This window comes from Paenibacillus sp. LPE1-1-1.1, from assembly GCF_040676435.1.
Lineage (GTDB): Bacteria > Bacillota > Bacilli > Paenibacillales > Paenibacillaceae > Pristimantibacillus.
Genome location: NZ_JBEGHY010000023.1, coordinates 254254 through 273072 on the forward strand (window position 1 = coordinate 254254; position 18819 = coordinate 273072).

The 18819-nt window shown below is 46.9% G+C and carries 12 protein-coding genes; all 12 read right to left on the minus strand.

Features of this window, described 5'->3' with window-relative positions; genetic code table 11:
* Positions 1-47: 47 nt before the first annotated feature.
* The 12 genes from MRBLPE1_RS17830 to MRBLPE1_RS17885 all read right to left on the minus strand — a co-directional run bounded on the left by MRBLPE1_RS17830 (position 48) and on the right by MRBLPE1_RS17885 (position 18743).
* Positions 48-2477: a polysaccharide lyase 8 family protein gene (locus MRBLPE1_RS17830; protein ID WP_364147825.1), complete on the minus strand. Its 2430-nt coding sequence runs from the start codon at positions 2475-2477 to the stop codon at positions 48-50.
* A 164-nt stretch (positions 2478-2641) separates the two neighbouring features.
* The gene (locus tag MRBLPE1_RS17835; RefSeq protein ID WP_364147826.1) at positions 2642-4723 is read right to left on the minus strand and encodes a hypothetical protein; all 2082 of its coding nucleotides are present in this window, start codon (positions 4721-4723) and stop codon (positions 2642-2644) included.
* 195 nt (positions 4724-4918) lie between these two features.
* Entirely contained in the window at positions 4919-6151 is a 1233-nt protein-coding gene (locus MRBLPE1_RS17840; protein ID WP_364147829.1) for a hypothetical protein, read from the minus strand.
* A gap of 13 nt (positions 6152-6164) precedes the next feature.
* On the minus strand, positions 6165-7040 hold the full coding sequence (locus MRBLPE1_RS17845) for a carbohydrate ABC transporter permease (RefSeq protein WP_364147832.1): 876 nt from the start codon (positions 7038-7040) through the stop codon (positions 6165-6167).
* Positions 7041-7054: 14 nt separating this feature from the next.
* Positions 7055-7972, minus strand: a complete 918-nt coding sequence (locus MRBLPE1_RS17850; RefSeq protein ID WP_364147834.1) for an ABC transporter permease — start codon at positions 7970-7972, stop codon at positions 7055-7057.
* Between the two features lie 202 nt (positions 7973-8174).
* Entirely contained in the window at positions 8175-9695 is a 1521-nt protein-coding gene (locus MRBLPE1_RS17855) for an extracellular solute-binding protein (protein WP_364147835.1), read from the minus strand.
* A 190-nt stretch (positions 9696-9885) separates the two neighbouring features.
* Complete coding sequence (locus MRBLPE1_RS17860; protein ID WP_364147836.1) at positions 9886-12162, minus strand: helix-turn-helix domain-containing protein; 2277 nt, start codon at positions 12160-12162, stop codon at positions 9886-9888.
* Between the two features lie 697 nt (positions 12163-12859).
* Positions 12860-14146: an IS110 family transposase gene (locus MRBLPE1_RS17865; RefSeq protein ID WP_364147837.1), complete on the minus strand. Its 1287-nt coding sequence runs from the start codon at positions 14144-14146 to the stop codon at positions 12860-12862.
* 229 nt (positions 14147-14375) lie between these two features.
* Entirely contained in the window at positions 14376-14717 is a 342-nt protein-coding gene (locus MRBLPE1_RS17870) for a YobA family protein (RefSeq protein WP_364147839.1), read from the minus strand.
* A gap of 975 nt (positions 14718-15692) precedes the next feature.
* The gene (locus MRBLPE1_RS17875) at positions 15693-16853 is read right to left on the minus strand and encodes an SMP-30/gluconolactonase/LRE family protein (protein WP_364147842.1); all 1161 of its coding nucleotides are present in this window, start codon (positions 16851-16853) and stop codon (positions 15693-15695) included.
* A gap of 31 nt (positions 16854-16884) precedes the next feature.
* A complete protein-coding gene (locus MRBLPE1_RS17880; protein ID WP_364147844.1) occupies positions 16885-17895 on the minus strand; it encodes a zinc-dependent alcohol dehydrogenase family protein in 1011 nt (336 codons plus the stop codon).
* Positions 17892-18743, minus strand: a complete 852-nt coding sequence (locus MRBLPE1_RS17885; protein WP_364147847.1) for an SDR family NAD(P)-dependent oxidoreductase — start codon at positions 18741-18743, stop codon at positions 17892-17894. The genes MRBLPE1_RS17880 and MRBLPE1_RS17885 overlap by 4 nt, the downstream gene beginning before the upstream one ends.
* Between the last annotated feature and the right edge of the window lie 76 nt (positions 18744-18819).

The window sequence follows — 18819 nt, forward strand, 5'->3', positions numbered from 1 at the left end:
TCAGGCTTGCATGAAAAAATGCTGCGCGTTTCCGCTTAGTATACCGGTTACCTGAGAATTTGGAATTTCACTTGGAACGTCTTGCCTTCAGAATCCGCGGTATCTACCGAGAAGCGGATGGTTGGAACCGATTGTGTTACCGTAATACCGGGATCTGCGGAAATGACAGCGATTGCTTTTTTGTCAAGCTCGATCTCAATCGTTCCGTTATTTGCCCGAGTCGGGTCGGCTACGGAAACGGTCAGTTCACCGTCCTTATCCTTGACCATAACGGCGGCGACTTTGTTGCTGGTTATTCCGCCTGCCTTGATTTTTTCGTTGTTCCAGAAGAAAGCGCCGGTGATGCCGAGCTTTTTCTCGTTCACCGCATGAGCGTCCGGTGAGTTCACCAATATCTTGATATCCGGTTTGGAGGCATAATCCTCCGTTTGATTTGCCGTTTTATTAGGCAGCGTTACGTATTGGTACGCGGCGTTGTTCGGGCTAATGCCGTGATCGAGCCAAAGCGTCAAATAATTGCGGGTAATCGGATTATCCGGTGACGGTCTCTGATTGACGTTCAGGTCACCCCATTTAGCCGTGCTGGTCAGGCGCGAACCTTTAACGTCAGTCTGTCCTCCTGGAAAATAGTAGCCGATGTCGGAATTCGGAACATTGCCTGCCAGGTGCGCCCACGAAACATTGTTCATCGTTTCTTCTGATCCGAGCGAGGTAAGTTTGGCCGTTCCATTTACGGTCAGCGCGTTATCTCCGGACGATTTCAGCTTCCGGTTGTCTACGATGGTTTCAACGGAATAAGCCTCTTGATCGTCCAACTGAATACCGGATCCAAGCGAAACCACTTCGTCGTCGAAGAGAAACCACGATTTTTTCCCTTTTAGCGAAGTACCCGATGCCCCCGGCGCCGTAAGGCCCATTCCGACTACTCCGAATTTCCCGTCAGACACGCCGCCGACCCGATTATCCGAATTCACGTGTACCGATTCATTGACGTTAAGCGTTCTTGGTTTTGTATCGGCCGTGGTTCCGGGAAGCCGTTTAAAATTAACGGTCGCCCAGAAATTATCGCTGTACTGTTCTTTATCTTCCGTATAGGTGTAGGTCATCCCCGAACCGGTGTACCAACCTTTACGCAACTCAAAATTGTTCTCGAAATTTGCGATTTTGTCGGAGAACATACTGATGCCGAAGCCAAATCCGGGACGCACATGCACGGCACGGGCCATTCTGCTGAATACTTTGTTATAAAAGATGTCTCCGCGGGAAGGGATCGTCGAATCCTTCACGATTTCATTGGCTCTCCAATTCATTTCGATGGAAGCATCTAAATAATATCCGCTGTCATTGCTGACGAGATATTTAACCAGGCTTTTAAAGCTTGCCGCATCCGCTTGCGGAGCGATTTGCGACAGACGAATAATGCTTGCGGTCGCTTTATGTCCTGCCACGGAATCCTGGAAATTGTAGCGGGCCACTTCTCTGCCCCGGACCATATCCATCATTAAACCGGTTTTATACAACAATGGCTCGAAGGAATCATAGACCCATTTCCAAACATTGGCGCTCTTCGGATCGGTGACTTCCCAAGGGGTGTCTTTTAATAGATACATGACATCGGAAAGGTCTTTGAGGAGGGAGTTGCCATAGCCGCCATTATAAGCGAATATTCCATGCTGTATAAAGGATCCGTCCGGATAGTAGCCATCGCCATTGGTTGCGTATTCAAAAACGTTAAACCGGCCATTCCGGCCATCGGTAACATCGCTCAAACCGTCGCGCGCCTGAATCATTTTGCCGCTGCTTTCACCGGTAATTCCGCGCAGGGCATGGACGATCGCGCGCCAAACCCGATTGGCAGCCATATATTTATATTCTTCGACAGAGCTATAGGAGATAGGGCTGTTATAATCGATAGCGGCCGTCCAGGCGGCAATTTGTTCCGGGGACAAATCGTCGTACATCATCACCATGATTTCTCCAAGCCGCAGCGGAGATCCAATTTCAATATACCACCATTGCGAAGTGCCGGGGCCGGGTTTGGTCGAATTGAAACGATTCGTGTTCAACCAGTCCAACGCTTCGATAATATCCATCTTCAAGGTGTTGTCGTATTGAAGTGAGCTCCCATGGGTTGTGTAAGCTAGAGCCAATGCTTTGATCCGGTCATAGCTTGTAAATATATAAGATCTGGCGGAAAGCTCTGAGGAGCTTGCCGGCCATAGGCAATTGCAATTGATGCGGTCCGTTCCACGTTGAAGAGAATCCCGGTAACTGATAGCCATATTTTCGATCTGTCTGATTTTCGCGGCGATTTCCGGAGTCGCTGAATCATAGTAGGTTCCGCCCGTCAATACATCTTTCCATTTCTTCCGAAGTTCGTCATAGGCAGCCTCCGATTCTGCAGAAACGGTAAATACCGATACCAGAAGGGCCATGACTATAAGGAGGGCAAAAGCTGGTTTAATGGTATGTCGCACATTGTTCATCCTTTCTAAATCACATAGTAAAAAACATTCATTTAAGCAAACGCTTTCATTTCAGGGCTATTAAGAGACAAAAAAAAAGCGGTTGAGCAGATACAAATACTGCTCAACCTAAACAATTATGCGTCACTGCAATTTGATTTCGTTAGGGGCCGGGTTTAGCCTCCGTTCGCATGGATTGTTTCCAGCCCCCCATTGACGTTCTTCATGATATTGACCATATCCGTATAGGGCTGATCCTGCTGGTTTACCAAGCCTGTATTGAAATTCTCGCCGTCTTTACGCCCGGTAACCGCTTGATCAAAGTACACAAACCAGCCCGAGCCGACAAACAGCGGATGTGCCGTTTGGCTTTCGATGAAAGCTTTGAAAGCCGCGCCTCTGTCCGCTATACTGGCTGTTCTTGTAGCCGCATTGACGGGCGATAACCCGCGCTCGCTAGTGCTAAATGTATATTCCAGATTCAACAGCGGTTTTCCGAAAGCTTCATATCTGGAAAGCCAGCCCGCGTCATTCGTATAATTATCTACGGAAAATGCATCTACAAATTCCATGGCTGCCGAATCCCAATCCAGACTGGTCCGCCAGGTGGGAACGATAGAAGATCCTAAGAACAAATGGTTCGTATCATATTTTTCAATAATATTCCGGATCATCGAGAAGTACGTTTTGGATGCCAGCTTGATATAGTCCGATACATCCGCAGCCGGAACGCTCGCGATCGCGATCGACGTATTCTTTAATGAGTCAAATGATTCGGCGCTCGTGCCAAGAAGCTGGTTGACGGCGGCAATGTCGTTGTTATACCTTTGCGCAAGAAAATCCACAAAGGCGCCCTTCGCCGCAGAGGTCGAATCATACTTCAAAATCTCTTTTACAATATCGGCCGTCCATCCGGCCTCGTTATCGTAAGTGTAGCCGATCAGCCACCGGTCATTCCTCGCTTTTTGAAGCTGTGTGCTCAAGGCGTTGTCGATAATGGATTCAGCCTGCGGATCGAACACATCGTACGTCCATTGAATCCTTTTCAAATTTAACGGATCTTGCAGAACCTCTATATAGGGAAACGTGACATTATTAGGTCTGCTCCACTTGCTAAAGGCATTAAATCCCCAATTGATCAAGCGCTTCTTGGTGATTTCCTCCCATTTCGACTCATAGTTGCTGCCGTATTTTTTCATAATGTTGGCGATGATGAAGCTGACTCTTTCACCATTTAAGTCATTGGCGTAAGCGGGGGCATAGACGGTAGGATCAGGAAGCTCCTCGAACACCTTTCGGGGAGTGCCGTCCGTTTTATTAAACGGCGTTCCGTATCCCCACTCCCATATGCTTGTCGCATCCACGCCCTTTAAAATGAATTTATAGCCATCCGGCGTAATAAACCACCATTTATTATCGATTTGTTCAAGTCGGAAAAATCCGGTGGATTTGTACTGTCCCCCGCTTTTAATCCCGCCGTACTGATCATATTTGTTTCGATCCAGCGAAACTTTCGCCAGCGCTTTCGCCTCATTCGCATATTCCTGCTTCAATTGCGCGTCTGTTGCAACCTTTCCCGTCCACGTTTCATAAATCCACTGTCCGTATTTATCCACCATTAAAGAATCTTTCTTAAGCTCAGCCTGCATCTGTTCTACGGTAAAAGCAGCAGCCGGGTTCTGCCCTTCATCGCCTGTGCCCTTATAGATTTGTACTTCCGTAAGCGGGATATGCTGATAGGCGTGCGACCGCTTAATATCGATGACAATAAACCTGGCCGTTTTGTTGTTCATCGGGATATTGACCGAATAGTTCAAGGCGGTTCCTGATTTTACATGCTTGCCGGCAATATAGTAATAATCCGTTGTAGCCTCGGGGCGGTATTTGACCGTAAATTCCTTAAACCCCCAAAAGCTGTTGGGCGAATTCAATACGATGTTTATGCTGTCCAGCGGGTAGTCCTTCAGCAGGTCAAACACCACCTGTACCGTCCCTTTGGAGGTTGCGCTTCCCATCCATCCGGCATAAGTCGTCGTTAAGGTGTCAAGAAGTACGCCGCTCTCTGACGATACCAAACCGGTAGCTCCTTTGTCGGGAGAACTGCCTGCATCTGGGGCAGGGCTGTAATAATAGTTTCCGGTTCTAAGCAGCGTACCTTCCGCGAGAGCTCCCCCGGCAGGGATGAACGACAATACCAGCACGATTACTAGTAATAGTCTAAAAGCACCACCTAGATACCCTCTATACCATTTGTTCATAATTAACCTCCACCATCGTAGTCATCGACATTGTTAAAACGGTTAATTAATCCTGTAAAGCGTTTACATACAAATTCCTTCCACTGCGGATTAGAGTAACCGCGAGAACCTGTCTCAGAGGCATGTGTACGCCTACACAACTGCAGATATTCTTTTACTATTGAACAATTAACCTTTTTTAATCAATTTTGCTATTTAATACCTCTGTTTTTCCACCTTCCGGCCTTCTGCGTCAAATTGCTTGATATACTCCACCAGCTCGGCAAAATTCACCCAAGAAATGCCTGCTTTCTGATCGGCTGCCCCATAAGACATAATCAGATCATCTCCTATAACGATTCCTCCTGTTGTAAATAAGCAAGGCGTAGGATAATCGCTCGGCATCTCCCATTCCTGGCTGGCGTACATCAATCGCTCGGAGCATCGATGCGCCACAACCGGGAAATCGTTATCCTGCTCGCGCAAAATCATGAAGGATTGCGTATAGCCGAAGCTGGCATCTTTCTTGCCATGGTAAGAAACCAGCCATTCGCCGGCCGAAATTTGGAGCGGCGCCCAGCTTGCCCCGATCCGATCCTCTTCCCAGTGGAATATACACGTGGCCAGCAGACGGTGGGTTACCCTGCCGCAAGCGAAATCCTGCAGCTTTTCCGCCGCAGCGAGATAGATCGACGGTTTCTTTGCCCTGGCTCCTTGAGGGAATAAGGCAGCCGTCATCGGGCGATGGAGCATCACATATTGCAGCTTCCCGCCAATAAGCATCTTGTTCGGGAACAGGAAGGCGTCGCGGTTATCGCTGACATAGCCCTCCGTCAACGGGCATACATAGGCAAAGGCTTCCTCATAGCGGCCCGCTTTCAACTTATCCAGGTCCAGCTTATACAGCACGGTTACGGTCGGGTTGGAGCAGGCGGTCACGCGGAAAGGATCATCCCCCTCATGCACCCATTCCGGCACATAGTCGTTGCGCGTATCGACTGGCGGCTCCCGATCGATAAGCCAATACGGGCCGGGTGGAAACAGTCGGCATGCCGCGGACAGATAAAGCTCCCCTTCTACTGGAAAAATGCGCGGATCTTCGATGCAGCCGTTCGAATAATCCCGTACGCGGTTACCGTTTATATCCGTAATATAAATGTCTTCATACCGCTCATTCAGTGCAGGGGCAATGGCAGGCCGGGAGAAATCGGCAGTCCACGTTCTCCCCAGGTCGCTGCTTGCCGCATATCCGAGAAAGATCGGATACGGGTCATGCTTGCCTTCCTTGCGCTTCCGGGACCATGGGCCCGTTGCCCGGAAGAGCATATGCAGCCGATCGGAAGCCGGGTCTTTAACAATAGCCGGGTTCAGCACCATTTTGCTTGCCCACTCGCAGCCCGGAACCGGCTCCAGCACCGGCTCCGGTGTATACCGGAAACGAGGCCTCATCCATCCATTCCCCCTATCCCTTAATGGCTCCGATCGTCATCCCCTTGATAAAATAACGCTGCAGAAACGGATACAAGAAAATGATCGGCCCGATCGTAATAACAACAGTCGAAAGCTGAATGCCTGTCGTCGTGACGGGAATATTGAGATTCGCGTTCAAATAATCCAGATTCTCCGAATTGGAAACGATTCTTCGCAGCATCATCTGCAGCGGATGATTTTGCGGATCGTCGATAAACATCAGCGCGTTAAACCAGTCGTTCCAATAAGAAAGGGCATAGAACAGGGTGATCGTCGCAATAACTGGCATGGAAATCGGCCAGATGATCCGGAAGAAGATATACATCTCATGCGCACCGTCCACGGTTGCCGCCTCATTCAATTCGAAGGGAAGCGTCCGGAAATATGATGTCATCAAGAAGGCGTTGAAGGCGGAGAACAAGAGCGGCAGCATAAGTGCGAGCATCGAATCCCGCAGGTTCAGCCAGTTGGAAATGAGCAAATAATAACCGACCAGACCGGGCGGAAACAGCATCGTGAAATAAATGTAGAAGGAAAGGACATACCGGTACTTTACCTTTGGATGGGCAGTAACATAGGAGAACATGGAAGTCATTAGCACTGCTGCGACGGTACCGGCCACAGTAATAAAAACAGAAACGAAACTGCTGTAATACACCTGGCTGCCCTGGAACAAAAAACGGTAGGAATCAAGCGTAAATTCCGTAGGGAACATACGAAAGCCCTGGACAATCTGACTCTCTGCCGTAAACGACCCGATATACATAAGCCAGAAAGGAATAAAGCAAATCAGAGCGAAAGTGCCGATGACTAGATAAGCCGCTGCGGAAACGGCGAGTTGCGAAGTATCCCGCTGTTTCATGCTCATTCAATCCTCCCTCTCTAGAACAGCTTCGAATCGTTATCTACCCGGCGGACAACCCAATTGAAGAACAAAATGGTGATCAGCCCCATAACAGACTGGAATAAGGCGACTGCCGAGGCATTGCTGTAGCTGTTCATATTCGTGGACCTCAAAGACCGGTAGGTATACGTATCGATCACATCCGTAGAATTGAAGAGCAGCGAATTGTCTCCGATGATGCCGTAAATCAAGCCGAAATCGCCGTAAAAGATACGTCCCAGCGAGAGAAGCGTCAGCACGATAATGGTCGGCCGCAGCAGCGGCAGCGTAATATACCAAATCTGCTGCCATCGCTTGGCGCCGTCGATTTTAGCGCTTTCATAATACTCCTCGGAGAAACCCGTCAAGGTTGCAAGATAAATAATGGATCCCCATCCTGCTCCCTTCCATACGAATAGGATTGTGAGCAGCCAGGGCCAAACCTCCGGCGTTTGAAACCAGGCGATCGTCTGAAAACCAAATTCCTTCATCAAGCGATTAACCATGCCGTCCTGCCCGTTAAAGAAATTTGTGACCAACAAATTAAGGACGATAATGGAAATAAAATGCGGTAGAATGACGAGCGATTGCGTCACTTTTTTGAATACGGAATGGTGGATTTCATTCAGCAGCAGCGCAATGCATAGGGAACATACAGTTCCCGAAACAATGAACAGAAGATTCAAGTAAATTGTATTCAATGTAACCCCCAGCCAATCCGGACCGGTGAAAAAAAACGTCAGATTGTCGAAGCCGACCCACTCGCTTCCCCAGAGTCCCTTTGCCGGTGTAAACTGCTTGAAGGCCAATATATGAGCGGACATCGGCAAGTAAGAAAAAATAAACACGTACACTATGACGGGAAGCGACATCGCATAAAGCCATTTGTTTTTCCTCAGCTGCTGCAGAATCGCCATTTTAAGCCTCCTTTCTTTTCTTCTATACGTGCATATTACGCAATAGTGATGCCGTACGTATAGTCTTGAATTTATCAAAAGGTATGAACGGCAACATCCTGTGAAGGTTCGAATTCTATCACTCCGATAAGTACGGAGTTTACCGATATTAGAAAAAAACCGGCCGGCCTTAATTTAAGGCCGCCGGTTTTTTTTTGATGGCTTACTTGTTCTTGCCAGCCAGATATTCATCCAACTGCTTCTGATACTCTGCTTGGACTTTCTTTATATCGCCATAGGCCTTTTCCTTAAACTTGGCCAGACCCTCGTTCGGTTCCACCAGCCCCATCACGATCGGATTATAAAACTCCACGCCCGCATTGCTGAGTTGTGACACTTCATTGGCTACCGGGCTGGGATTGAAGGTGAAGCCCGTCAGAATATCCGTTGTGAAGTTACTCGGATCCCTCTGCCACTTATTCAGCGCAATAACATCTTCAGGCAGGCTGGCATCGATTCGATCCAGCTTCGGATTCCAGCCCCATGCGAAAGGAATTCCCGCATAAGGGTTATCTTTGATCGGGTTATAAAGACCTTCTCCCGCATCTTCCCAGTTTTCCCCCGCTATACCATAGGCAAGTAAATCGTAATTATCCTTCTGGTTCAGCCAATTAAGGAATTGAATGGCGCGTTCTTTGTTTTTACTGACCACTGGAACAGCAATAAAATTGCCCGCTTTGTAGGTCGAGCTCAGCTTCATGCCTGTGTCGTATAAGGAGTAGGCTTCGGCAGAAGCTCCCGGAACCGATTTTTCAAGCGCCGTGCGGGTATTCAGATTGACGCCGAAATCGAAAAACGTGGATACAGCCGCCTTTCCTTTGGCAAATTCCGCATTTTTAAGCGTAAGAGTGTCTTTGGCCAAAATTCCGTCCTGATACAGCTTGTGGTATTGTTCGAAATTTTTCATTATCATGGGGTCCATGTTATCGAAAATATTATAGACCTTCCCGTCGTTCCCTTTGGTGTACAGTCCGGGATAGTTCAATACGGCTGCAATGTTGGCCGTCGGATCAAGCATGTTAGCAAGCCTCAGGCTGATATGTTCCGTACCGTTAGGAATGAACGGAGTGATTTCCGGAACCTTCTCTTTCACCAAATACATAAATTCGATCAGCTCGTCATAGCTCTTGATCGGTTCGACTCCCAGCTGCTCCCGAATGTCCTTGCGAATGACAAACGTCCATGGGCGTATGAAATTCACTTCAAGCGGAACCGCATACAATTTACCGTTTACCTTATTGGCTTCCATCAGCTCCGCAGAGCGGTTGGCCTTGATGTCGGGCCCATATTTTTCGATCAATTCGTCCAACGGTTCATAAAGGCCAGCGGCTATATTTTGCACCGGATTATTGTCCCAGATCAGATCGTAATCTTCCGCGGAGGATAATGCAACTTGACGCTTCTGAAGAACGTCCGTCCATGGGATAAACACCACGTACAGCTTCACATTAAGCGTACCCGCCAGACGGTTCTCCATCTCCGCCTTGACTTCATCCCAGTTAGCCGGCGGATCTCCGGGGAACATGATCTTCAATGTAGCCGGATTCAATTTACCGTCCTCGGAAGCCTGCGGCGATTCGCCTGTTTCGGAAGGGACCGGCCCATTCGAACTGCAGCCGGCCAATATTCCTGTCAGAATTAGCGATACGACCATTAACAAGAACCCTCTTCTTCTTAACTTCATGGCTTAACCCCTCCTGCTTGATGATCATCCGGGGGGCGGCCGCGACGATTTCCGTCTTGACTCGCGCATCCCGCTTCTGTCTGATCATACTCGGGTTGTTCGGTTTCCGTACAGTCCGGTATCTAACAATTGGTACGAAAGCTGATAAAAGGGCATGTATTCATTTTTCAATTGGCTAAAGTACTGATTTCTACTCTTTATCTTGCGTATTTTCAGTACGGTATTGGTTCGGCGTCATTCCGGTTGCCCGTTTGAACAGGGAATAGAAGGTGCTCTTGGTTTGAAAACCGGACTGTTCCGTTATATCGGCTACCGTCCAATCGGTCGTTGTAAGCAGCTTGATCGCGTACTCGATCCGTTGGTTTGTAATATAGTCGGATAATGAGCACTCAAAATGCTCCTTGAAGATTTGCCGGGCATAGTTTACGGATATGGACACATGAGTGGCAATGTCGTCCACGGAAAGCATCGGATTGTGAAGATGGTTGCGCACATATTCGATCATCTCGGCGGCGACCTCGTCCTTTCGGCTCGAAGCATTCTTCTTGCGGTGCTGATCCATGATCTGCAGCAGCTCCCCGTACAGCCACGAGTTCACTTCTCCAATGGTTGCGAATTGCTCCAGGAAAGTATGGATGCTCTTCATTCCTTGGAACGTCTTATAGTTCTTGAAGCTTTTCATAATCGAATAAATAATATGAGTCAGCTGCATCTTGCATTCCTCATAGCTTAGCGCCTGCATATGCAAGGTAAGTTCATCCAGGTAACTCTTTAGAGCCTTATCGTTCTTAAGGTGAACGGAATAAATCACCTGCTTCAGCAAGTCTTCATCCAGCTTGCTGTCTTCGCCCAGCTGATACCGCTCCAGATCTTCGGAGGTGAATACCCGATCCTCGTTATAAATGAACCCGATCAAAGTCAGTTCGTACATCCGGTTATAAATGGTGTGCACATTGTCTTCCAAATGAAGCAAGGAGCTGACAGCGGCATGCAATTCCAGCTTCAGCCACCGTCTGATCTGAGCTCTTACCTCTTCCATCGCTGCGATGACCGGCGCCGTATCTTCCCCCGAACCGGACGAAGAAATAAGCGCTACGAGGTGATCCGAGCTGAAATCAACCGTTTCCGCGGCAAACCCGTGATTCGCAAGCACTTCGACCATAATATTGCCCAGTGCATAGCGGAGCAATTTTCGCGAAGCGAAATCGTAACATTCCTTGAACCGGCCGTAAGATTCCAGCCGTACGACCGTCATACGGAAAGAGCCCGTCTGGAGGATTTTCGTTTCACTTCTAATAAAGGCTTCTACGGGTCCGGAAGCTTTCGAATTAAAAATCCATTGACGTAAGAAATCCTCCTTCACCAAAGCTTTGCTGCTCTTGATCGACAAGTCCAATTGCTCGATCTGCTCGACAAGAAGATGGAAGCCGGAATGAATCCACTGAATCTCATTATTGGCATTCGCTGTCTGCGCCATCGGATGCTTCTTGCCGAGCTTGCTTTGCAGTTGAAAGGCCAAGTCGCTAATGGGCTTCAAGCTGCGGTAGGATTGCCAGAACAAGAATAACAGCAAAGCGAACAGCAGAATGATCGAGGAACCGATAATTTCCGTCCGGATCTTGGTTATTTTCGCTTGCCACAGAGAGATTGGTGACAAATGATAAACCTTCCAACCATCAATAGGAAGCTGTGCCGTCTGAATGGACCAGGTTTCATGGCCGTACTCCCATTTCCAGCCCTGTTTTGCCGCCTCCGGCTTATCCGTCCCCATGAGAGCTTCCGTCAAAGCGGCATCCGTATTGCCCAGAATGAACTCCTTATTTTTGCCTTCAATAAAAATTTTGTTCTGATCTTCCTCCGATATTTGCAGCATGTGCTCATTCAGCAGCGGCTTGCTGAAGAGAATCGCCACGAATCCATGATAGTTCTGATTAGGCCCGGCTGCCGGTACGACAAGCGCTAGATGCGATTCGCCCTTCACCTCATGGTTGACAAACTGCAGATAAGGCGTTTTCTGATTCTTAATGTAATTCAGCATGGCCTGGTCATAGAAATCCTGTATCGTATAAATGCTTGAGTCTGAAGTATAGATTTGGCCTTGATTGAAGTTAAATAAATAAATGCCGTCTATGAAAGGCTCGCTGCTCATATATTCCCTTACGCTTTCGGCCGCTTTATATAACGACAGGGGGGAATAATCATTTTCACCCATTTTGATCCACATTGCGATATTTTCATCCGAATAAATTCTGAGCGCAAACTGACGCAATTTCTGCAAAGTAAATTCCGAGGTTTTCACGACCTGGTTCATTTTCTCTTGGTTGGACTTATTGATCTCATTCATTGCGCTTTGAGCGAACTGCCGACTCAGGAACAAGGTAAACACCAGGGTGAGCAAGCTTACGGCTATGAAAGAGTAAAAAAAAATGCTGGAATACGTCTTCTTCGGCTTTATCCGGCTCCACATTGGGATCCCCCCCCCTGCTATCTCCTAAAAACAATAGGATAACATTACCAACTTGTCCAGTATGAAATATATTAAAATTTATTAAACAAGTCTGGTTTTTATTACTTGATAGAGCTTTCTTATCAATTGAGTGCACAAAAAGAGCTATATGGAATCCGATTAAGGTACTCCAAACAGCTCTTATATTTAGAAAAAATGTTCTATTAGACGAGCCTTAAACCTCTAAAAGGTGTATTTCACAAGCCCTTTATAAATAATGCCCATTGCTGTATAAGCTGACTTTCAATGATACTAATACAGTATATAAATATAAAGGTAAAGAACAATTATGGTTAAAGTATCCTGCCAGTTAGCCATCCATGCCGCTCACGCGACACCACAGATTATGGAAGTAATTGCGTTCTTCAATGGGAGCTTAACGCCTATCAGTACATATGTACAAAATTTCTTATTTTGTGAAGAAGCAAAAAGGAGCTGCCACGGCAGCTCCTTCATCATAAGCTCATGGTGGTCAACCCTCCCACATCTCGCAGAGTCTACGCTCCCACATTCCTTCATTCAACCTGTCCATGAGGTGGAGGTCAGATATGCTGCCCGACAGGATCTTCGTCCGTATGTTAACGCCGTTCCGACTCATCCGTGCTTCTTGTTATCTGTTTCTTTCATTATTAGGTCATTATCAAAGACAAACGTTCAGTTAAGCTGCTTGTGGTAATTCTGCGAATCGAGGGATATCCTGAATCATTTTCTCTTCACTGAACTCATGTCCCTTCTTCAATATGCCGAATAAGATTCGAATGAGTTTGTTACACAACGCGATGAGAGATTGCATCTTTTTGAGCGGATTTATCGGCCGTTTGGTGTAATACTCGTGCAAAGAGCGGAAAGCTGCGTTTTTAGCGACCAACGGCATCATTACTCTAAAAAGCAAAGCACGTAGGCGTTTTCGCCCTCTTTTGGTTATCTTGGTCTGTCCTTTGTGTGTGCCGGATGAATTTGTTTTCAAATTCAATCCAGCAAGCTTCGTAATCTGCTTTGGATGACGGTACTGGCTAATGTCACCTACCTCAGCAAGGAACCCTGCGATGGTGCCTCTTCCAATCCCCTTCATAGCCAGTAATTGCTGCACATGTGGGATCTGTTTGAGTAGTTCATCCAATTTCGCTTCTAATTCTTCGAGCTTGTTATGAAGCCATGCGTACTGGGAAAGCAAGAGCTCAAGTTCCATTTTCGCTAACACCGAGCCAGTTCTTATGCCTACTGAACGGCTCGCTGCTTCCTTCAGATTTTTGATCCGACCTAGACCAAGCCCTCGTTTTGCAGCTTCTCTCAGGTGCGGCAGCAAGGTTTCATCCGGCACGTTTACAAGCTCATGTGGCAGTAAATAGAGGCTAAGCATTTGGATGGCAGACTTGCATTCCCAATCTTTAAATACGGTTAGAAACTCTGGAAAGTACCGATCTAGCCAGTTATGGACACGTGCTTGGACCACACAAAGGTCAGTCGTTAGGTGATCGCGAATCTTCATCGCTTCCCTTAATTCTGCATAAATGCCCTGAGGTAGGCTTGGTACTGCGTATCTCCCATCTTTGACCAGCTGTGCAATGACTTTCGCATCCTTAATGTCATTTTTCGTCGGCGAATTGTCATCGAGCTCTTTGCTCTTCTTTACGTGCAGCGGATTTACAACACCGTACGCTATTTGTTTTTCTCGCAGGAAATGTGCTAGGTTCAGCCAGTAGTGGCCGGTTGGTTCCATGCCTACCATGACGTCATGGAAGCCGTGTTCCAATGTGATCTTTTGAAACCAGTTTACAAACAACTCGAATCCTGCTTGGGTGTTTTCAAACGTAATTGGCTTCCCGAACTCGACTCCGCGGTTGTCTTGTGCGCGTGCCACATGTTTGAATTTTGCGATGTCTACACCGACAATTAAGGTAGAAGATGTAATTTGATTAATTCGTTCATTTTGATTAGAATTCATGTTGTAGTCTCCTTGGTTTGTTTTTGAATCCGTTAGCTCGCCAGCGTCGTGGATCCATTAACATCATACCAAGGAGTCTTTTTATTTCTCAAACCTCGTATTTCTTCATAATAGGAATGCTGCCCGTTAGCTTAACAAAGAAAGGGAGCAGCTGCCGCAGCAAACTACTCCATGTTTGTTCAACTATCGTCTCCCGTTAGTTCGGTACCATTAAACAAATAATCCAAAGTTAATACTGCCCTTGTTCTTTAATTATCTCTATTTCTTTAGCGCTAGCTTGTGCAGGAAAAGATTCGTCTACCCCGCCATCGACCCAATAACGTACTTTTTGTCCAACTTTATATTTCGAAGAGGATGTTTTTAACCAAATAGCGTTACCTGTATAATCTTCAAAAATATCGTTCCAGTCTTTACCAAAATCACTCTTTTTAACTTTATCCAAAATCAATACTCTGTCTTCACTTACTTCAAATACATATCCTTGACCAGAGGGTTCGGAAGCTAGTTTCTCTTCACATCCCAATAAAGCAATTGTCATTACTACTATCGTCAATATCTTTAAATACCTCATTTTCAATTCGCCTCCATAAACTAAACGAATTTGGTTCCATTTTTGTTACGAACGGTTAAACTAACCTGCCCGTTAGCTTAATGACTCATCGTCAGTCTAATACTTTATTTTCTCTAACACGACTACTCATGAATATTACGGCAGCACGTTTGTTTCTTAGAATGGAAGGCATTGTGCATCATTTCCCCGTCGGGAATTTGACTATGTTCTTGTCACTAGTCGGGAATCGGATCAAGTTCTTGACTTCCGACATTAAAGTGTCGGATGACTAGAATTTGTACCGATAAATGACATGAAAGTTCCATTTGTACCGAGGGGCTTTAAGGTGTTTCCCTCAATTAGTCCTATTAGCCAATAGAAATCCGCAAGTCTACCGTCTTATTCAGAAGTTACCATCCGTTTGGATCGGCTTCGCAATGGTTTGGACTAAAAGGCAACTCGTTTGTCGTTTATATGGCTTCAAGCAAACTGCTGGCACCCCCCTGCTTATTGCTGTATTTCTGATTCTCGGCAACGTCGGGCAATTTTTCATTGTCATTGCGTTATCCAACTCGGTTTCAAGAACCCTACCTAAGGAACAGGTCGGCGTGGGATGGGCATGCTCGCGATTCTAGCGATTTATCATCTTTCTTTTGGCAGCAAAATTAACATAGAAGTATTAAAAGAGACAGAACTCGCTGCTTTATCGAATATTTAGAACTAAACGATAAAATCAAGTGGGCCCATGCGCAGTTGCATGAGCCTACTTGATTTTATCGACAAATTCTGGGTAAGACAATAGGCTAGAACACTAAGCAAAAACTTTTAAGTTATAACTAATACACTGGAGAAAATATGACTTTTATGATAAGAATCTTCGGTTCCATTTGTTTCTTTCTATTGCTTGGATGTTCAAATGAACATATAAATTGCGAAGTCAGTTATTGTATTTACATCAACAGTATGACATGATTCGAACCTTCCCAGATTCCAACATTATTTTGTTAAAAGCACGCGATGAACGCCCTTACTGCCTCCTGGTGCTGTTCCTATGTATAAATATCCGTTATGGCTTGCAGCTGTAGTTACGCCATACAGCGAACCTTCCGGATCATGCCAGCTTCCTAAAAGCTCTCCCTGCGGGCCGAACTCAGCTGCAAGCCCATGCTTCGCCGGTGCGCTTGCGCCGCTAAGCAGCGACTCTGGCACTTTGGCCATGATACCAGCCAACCACGGGCTGCGATGCATCTGATCTACGAAAGAAAGTCGAGTCGTGAAGATCCCGACCCAGAAATGACCTTGCTCATCACGCGTAATGTTGTCTGGAAATCCTGCGAGATTGTCAGCAAAAACATCAGATGTTCCCTTCTTTGGACCCTTGAGCCAGTATCTGGTCAACTGATAATGATACGATTCCGCCACAAGCACGTAATCTTCATCCGCAGACAAGGCAACCCCGTTCGCAAAATAGAGGCCTTCTAACAGGACGGTCGTCTGTTTGGTCATTGGATCGTACTTCAGCAAGCGTCCATGCGGCTTGTTCTCGGCAATTTCTCTGAATGTCACACGTCCATAGTTCGAGGTATCAGAAAAATAAATGGAGCCGTCCCGGGCAATATCAAGCTCATTAGCTAAATAGATCGGCTTACCGTCTACTTGATTTGTCAATACCTCTATGCTTCCGGATTGGTTTATAGACAGAAGTCCCATCTTGATATCCGTAACGATCAAATCGCCTTTGGCATCGAATTTAAGCCCATTAGGTGTTCCTTTGGTGTCTGCAAACACTTGGGCCTTTTGCGGATTGCCTCCCGCATCGAAAGGAACCTTGTAAATTTTTCCGTCTGAATCTCCTGTATATAGCTGGCCAGCTTTATCGAATGTTATGAATTCTGGGAATTGTGGGGTATCACTGACCAGCTGAGCAGCGCTAAGTTTGTTGTTCTGTTTCCAAGGGCTCGCTTCCTGAAAAGAGAGAGCCCTCGGCGCATACCATTTTACCGGTTCAATGGGTGAAGGAATAAGTAAGAATACGATGACTCCAACAAGGATTACCGCAAGCAGCGATAGCCCTAATCTTCGTATTTTAAGTGTTGAGCGCTTAATTCGATTCACGCCTTCAGTAGATTTAACGGATCGAACTTGTGTATTTGGCATTAGAGTGCCTCCAGTGTCTTTTAAATAAGATTTAAATTTGGACTACGATTTTACCGAAATATTGCTTTCCTTCAGCCAAGAGCGCGAATGCTTCTCCAATTCGATCCAGAGGGAATACACGGTCGATGACGGGATGTAAACGATGATGGGTAATCGCTCGATTCATCTTTTCAAAATGATCCCGGTTGCCGACTTGACTGCCGCGAATCGTAGCGGCTTTCTGCAAGATGCTCGCGACATCGTATTCCGGAATGGTCAAGCCCGATAAGAATCCGACCATACTCAAAGTCCCTCCAATGCGAAGCGCATTTATGGATTTCACCATCGTAGACGCTCCTCCAACATCCAGAACGTGATCGACGCCGCCAGTCAGCTCTAACGCTGCCTTATCCCAATCGGGAACTTCCGTATAGTTGATCGTTTTCCATGCGCCGAGAGCTTTTGCTCGTTCTAACTTGGCGTTGCTGCTCGATGTGATGATGGCTCGTGCTCCAGCCATAAGAGCGAATTGAAGCCCGAAGATAGAAACCCCGCCTGTTCCTTGCAGCAGCACGGTATCCCCCGCTTGCAAACCACCATATTCGATTAGCATGCTCCATGCGGTTAATGCCGCGATCGGCAAGGTGGCGGCCTCCTCCCAAGTGAGGTGATCGGGAATATGGACGATTCCGTCTTCATGTAGAACGACATACTCCGCCGCTACTCCGTTCAACGGACCTCCCAGACTGTCTTCTAATACCCCCGGTCTTGGGTTGCCGGCAAAAAATCGCTGTTGCAAATTACCCGCTACTCGGTGTCCCACCTGAAACCTTGTTACTCCTTGGCCAACGGCTACAATTTCTCCCGCACCATCTGATAATGGAATGATGGGGAATTTGATTTCAATCGGCATTAATCCGCTGAGGATCACTAGATCCCGGTAGTTGAGAGAAGCTGCCCTCATGCGGATCAGCACCTCATAGGGGCCTGGCGTTGGTATGTCGAGTTCCGTTAAGTTTAATTCCTCAAAGCCGAAGCCGTTTGTCAGTTGTATAGCTTTCATCGAATAGTCCTCCCTGCAAGATCAGATTGATTACCTGTATTCTTATAATTATTATTATTGCCGGATCCTCCGCGTGGACGAAGCATGCCTCCAACAAGTCGAAGACCTTGCTTGCGAGTTATGAATCGCGATAACTGCGCCCCGATATAATTCTGCACACCCGGAACGACGTATATTTTCCCTTCCGTCAACGCACGAAGTGCAACCTCTACGACTCTTTCCGGCGTATCTTTCTTTCCGACAGAGGCTTCTTCCGTTCCTACAACATTAAAGAAGCTGGTGTCCGTCGAACCGGGACAAAGTGCGAAGAATTTGATACCTCGGTCGCGGTTTTCCCACCATAACGCTTGAGTAAACGACAGGACGAAAGCTTTCGTCGCCCCATATACAGCCATATAGGGAAGCGGTTGAAATCCGGCGGTTGAAGCAACATTGATAACTGCACCTGAGTTTTTGCGCAACATATCCGGTAAGAACAAGTGGGTCATATCTACAACAGCGGCGACATTGAGCATAACTTCTTCATGTTGACGCTCACCTGACACTTGTTCAAAAAAACCATGTGTAGCAAAGCCTGCATTGTTGACCAACATTTCGATATCCACTTTCAAACGTTGACATTGCTGATATAGCTCGCTGGGCGCGCCTTCTTTCGAAAGATCCATAGAAATAACCTCAGCTTTGATGCCATACATCTTTTTGAGCTCTGATGCCAGGCTCTCAAGCTTGCTCACCGATCGGGCCACGAGTACCAAATGGCTGCCTTGTTTGGCCAGTTGTCTCGCGAATTGCTCTCCAATACCGGAAGAAGCTCCCGTGACGAGTGCCCATTTTCCTTGAAAAGTCATAGTGTTAGCCTCCTTTTAGACACTTAGTTACTACAAAGAAACGTTGTTACCAAATGATTAAAGTTAATCCTCAATT

Bases quoted from the DNA above. Each gene is read 5' to 3' on its own strand.
- MRBLPE1_RS17840 (WP_364147829.1), bottom strand. From the start codon at position 6,151: ATGAGGCCTCGTTTCCGGTATACACCGGAGCCGGTGCTGGAGCCGGTT.
- MRBLPE1_RS17855 (WP_364147835.1), bottom strand. From the start codon at position 9,695: ATGAAGTTAAGAAGAAGAGGGTTCTTGTTAATGGTCGTATCGCTAATT.
- MRBLPE1_RS17875 (WP_364147842.1), bottom strand. From the start codon at position 16,853: ATGCCAAATACACAAGTTCGATCCGTTAAATCTACTGAAGGCGTGAAT.
- MRBLPE1_RS17880 (WP_364147844.1), bottom strand. From the start codon at position 17,895: ATGAAAGCTATACAACTGACAAACGGCTTCGGCTTTGAGGAATTAAAC.
- MRBLPE1_RS17845 (WP_364147832.1), bottom strand. From the start codon at position 7,040: ATGAGCATGAAACAGCGGGATACTTCGCAACTCGCCGTTTCCGCAGCG.
- MRBLPE1_RS17860 (WP_364147836.1), bottom strand. From the start codon at position 12,162: ATGTGGAGCCGGATAAAGCCGAAGAAGACGTATTCCAGCATTTTTTTT.
- MRBLPE1_RS17865 (WP_364147837.1), bottom strand. From the start codon at position 14,146: ATGAATTCTAATCAAAATGAACGAATTAATCAAATTACATCTTCTACC.
- MRBLPE1_RS17850 (WP_364147834.1), bottom strand. From the start codon at position 7,972: ATGGCGATTCTGCAGCAGCTGAGGAAAAACAAATGGCTTTATGCGATG.
- MRBLPE1_RS17885 (WP_364147847.1), bottom strand. From the start codon at position 18,743: ATGACTTTTCAAGGAAAATGGGCACTCGTCACGGGAGCTTCTTCCGGT.
- MRBLPE1_RS17870 (WP_364147839.1), bottom strand. From the start codon at position 14,717: ATGAGGTATTTAAAGATATTGACGATAGTAGTAATGACAATTGCTTTA.
- MRBLPE1_RS17835 (WP_364147826.1), bottom strand. From the start codon at position 4,723: ATGAACAAATGGTATAGAGGGTATCTAGGTGGTGCTTTTAGACTATTA.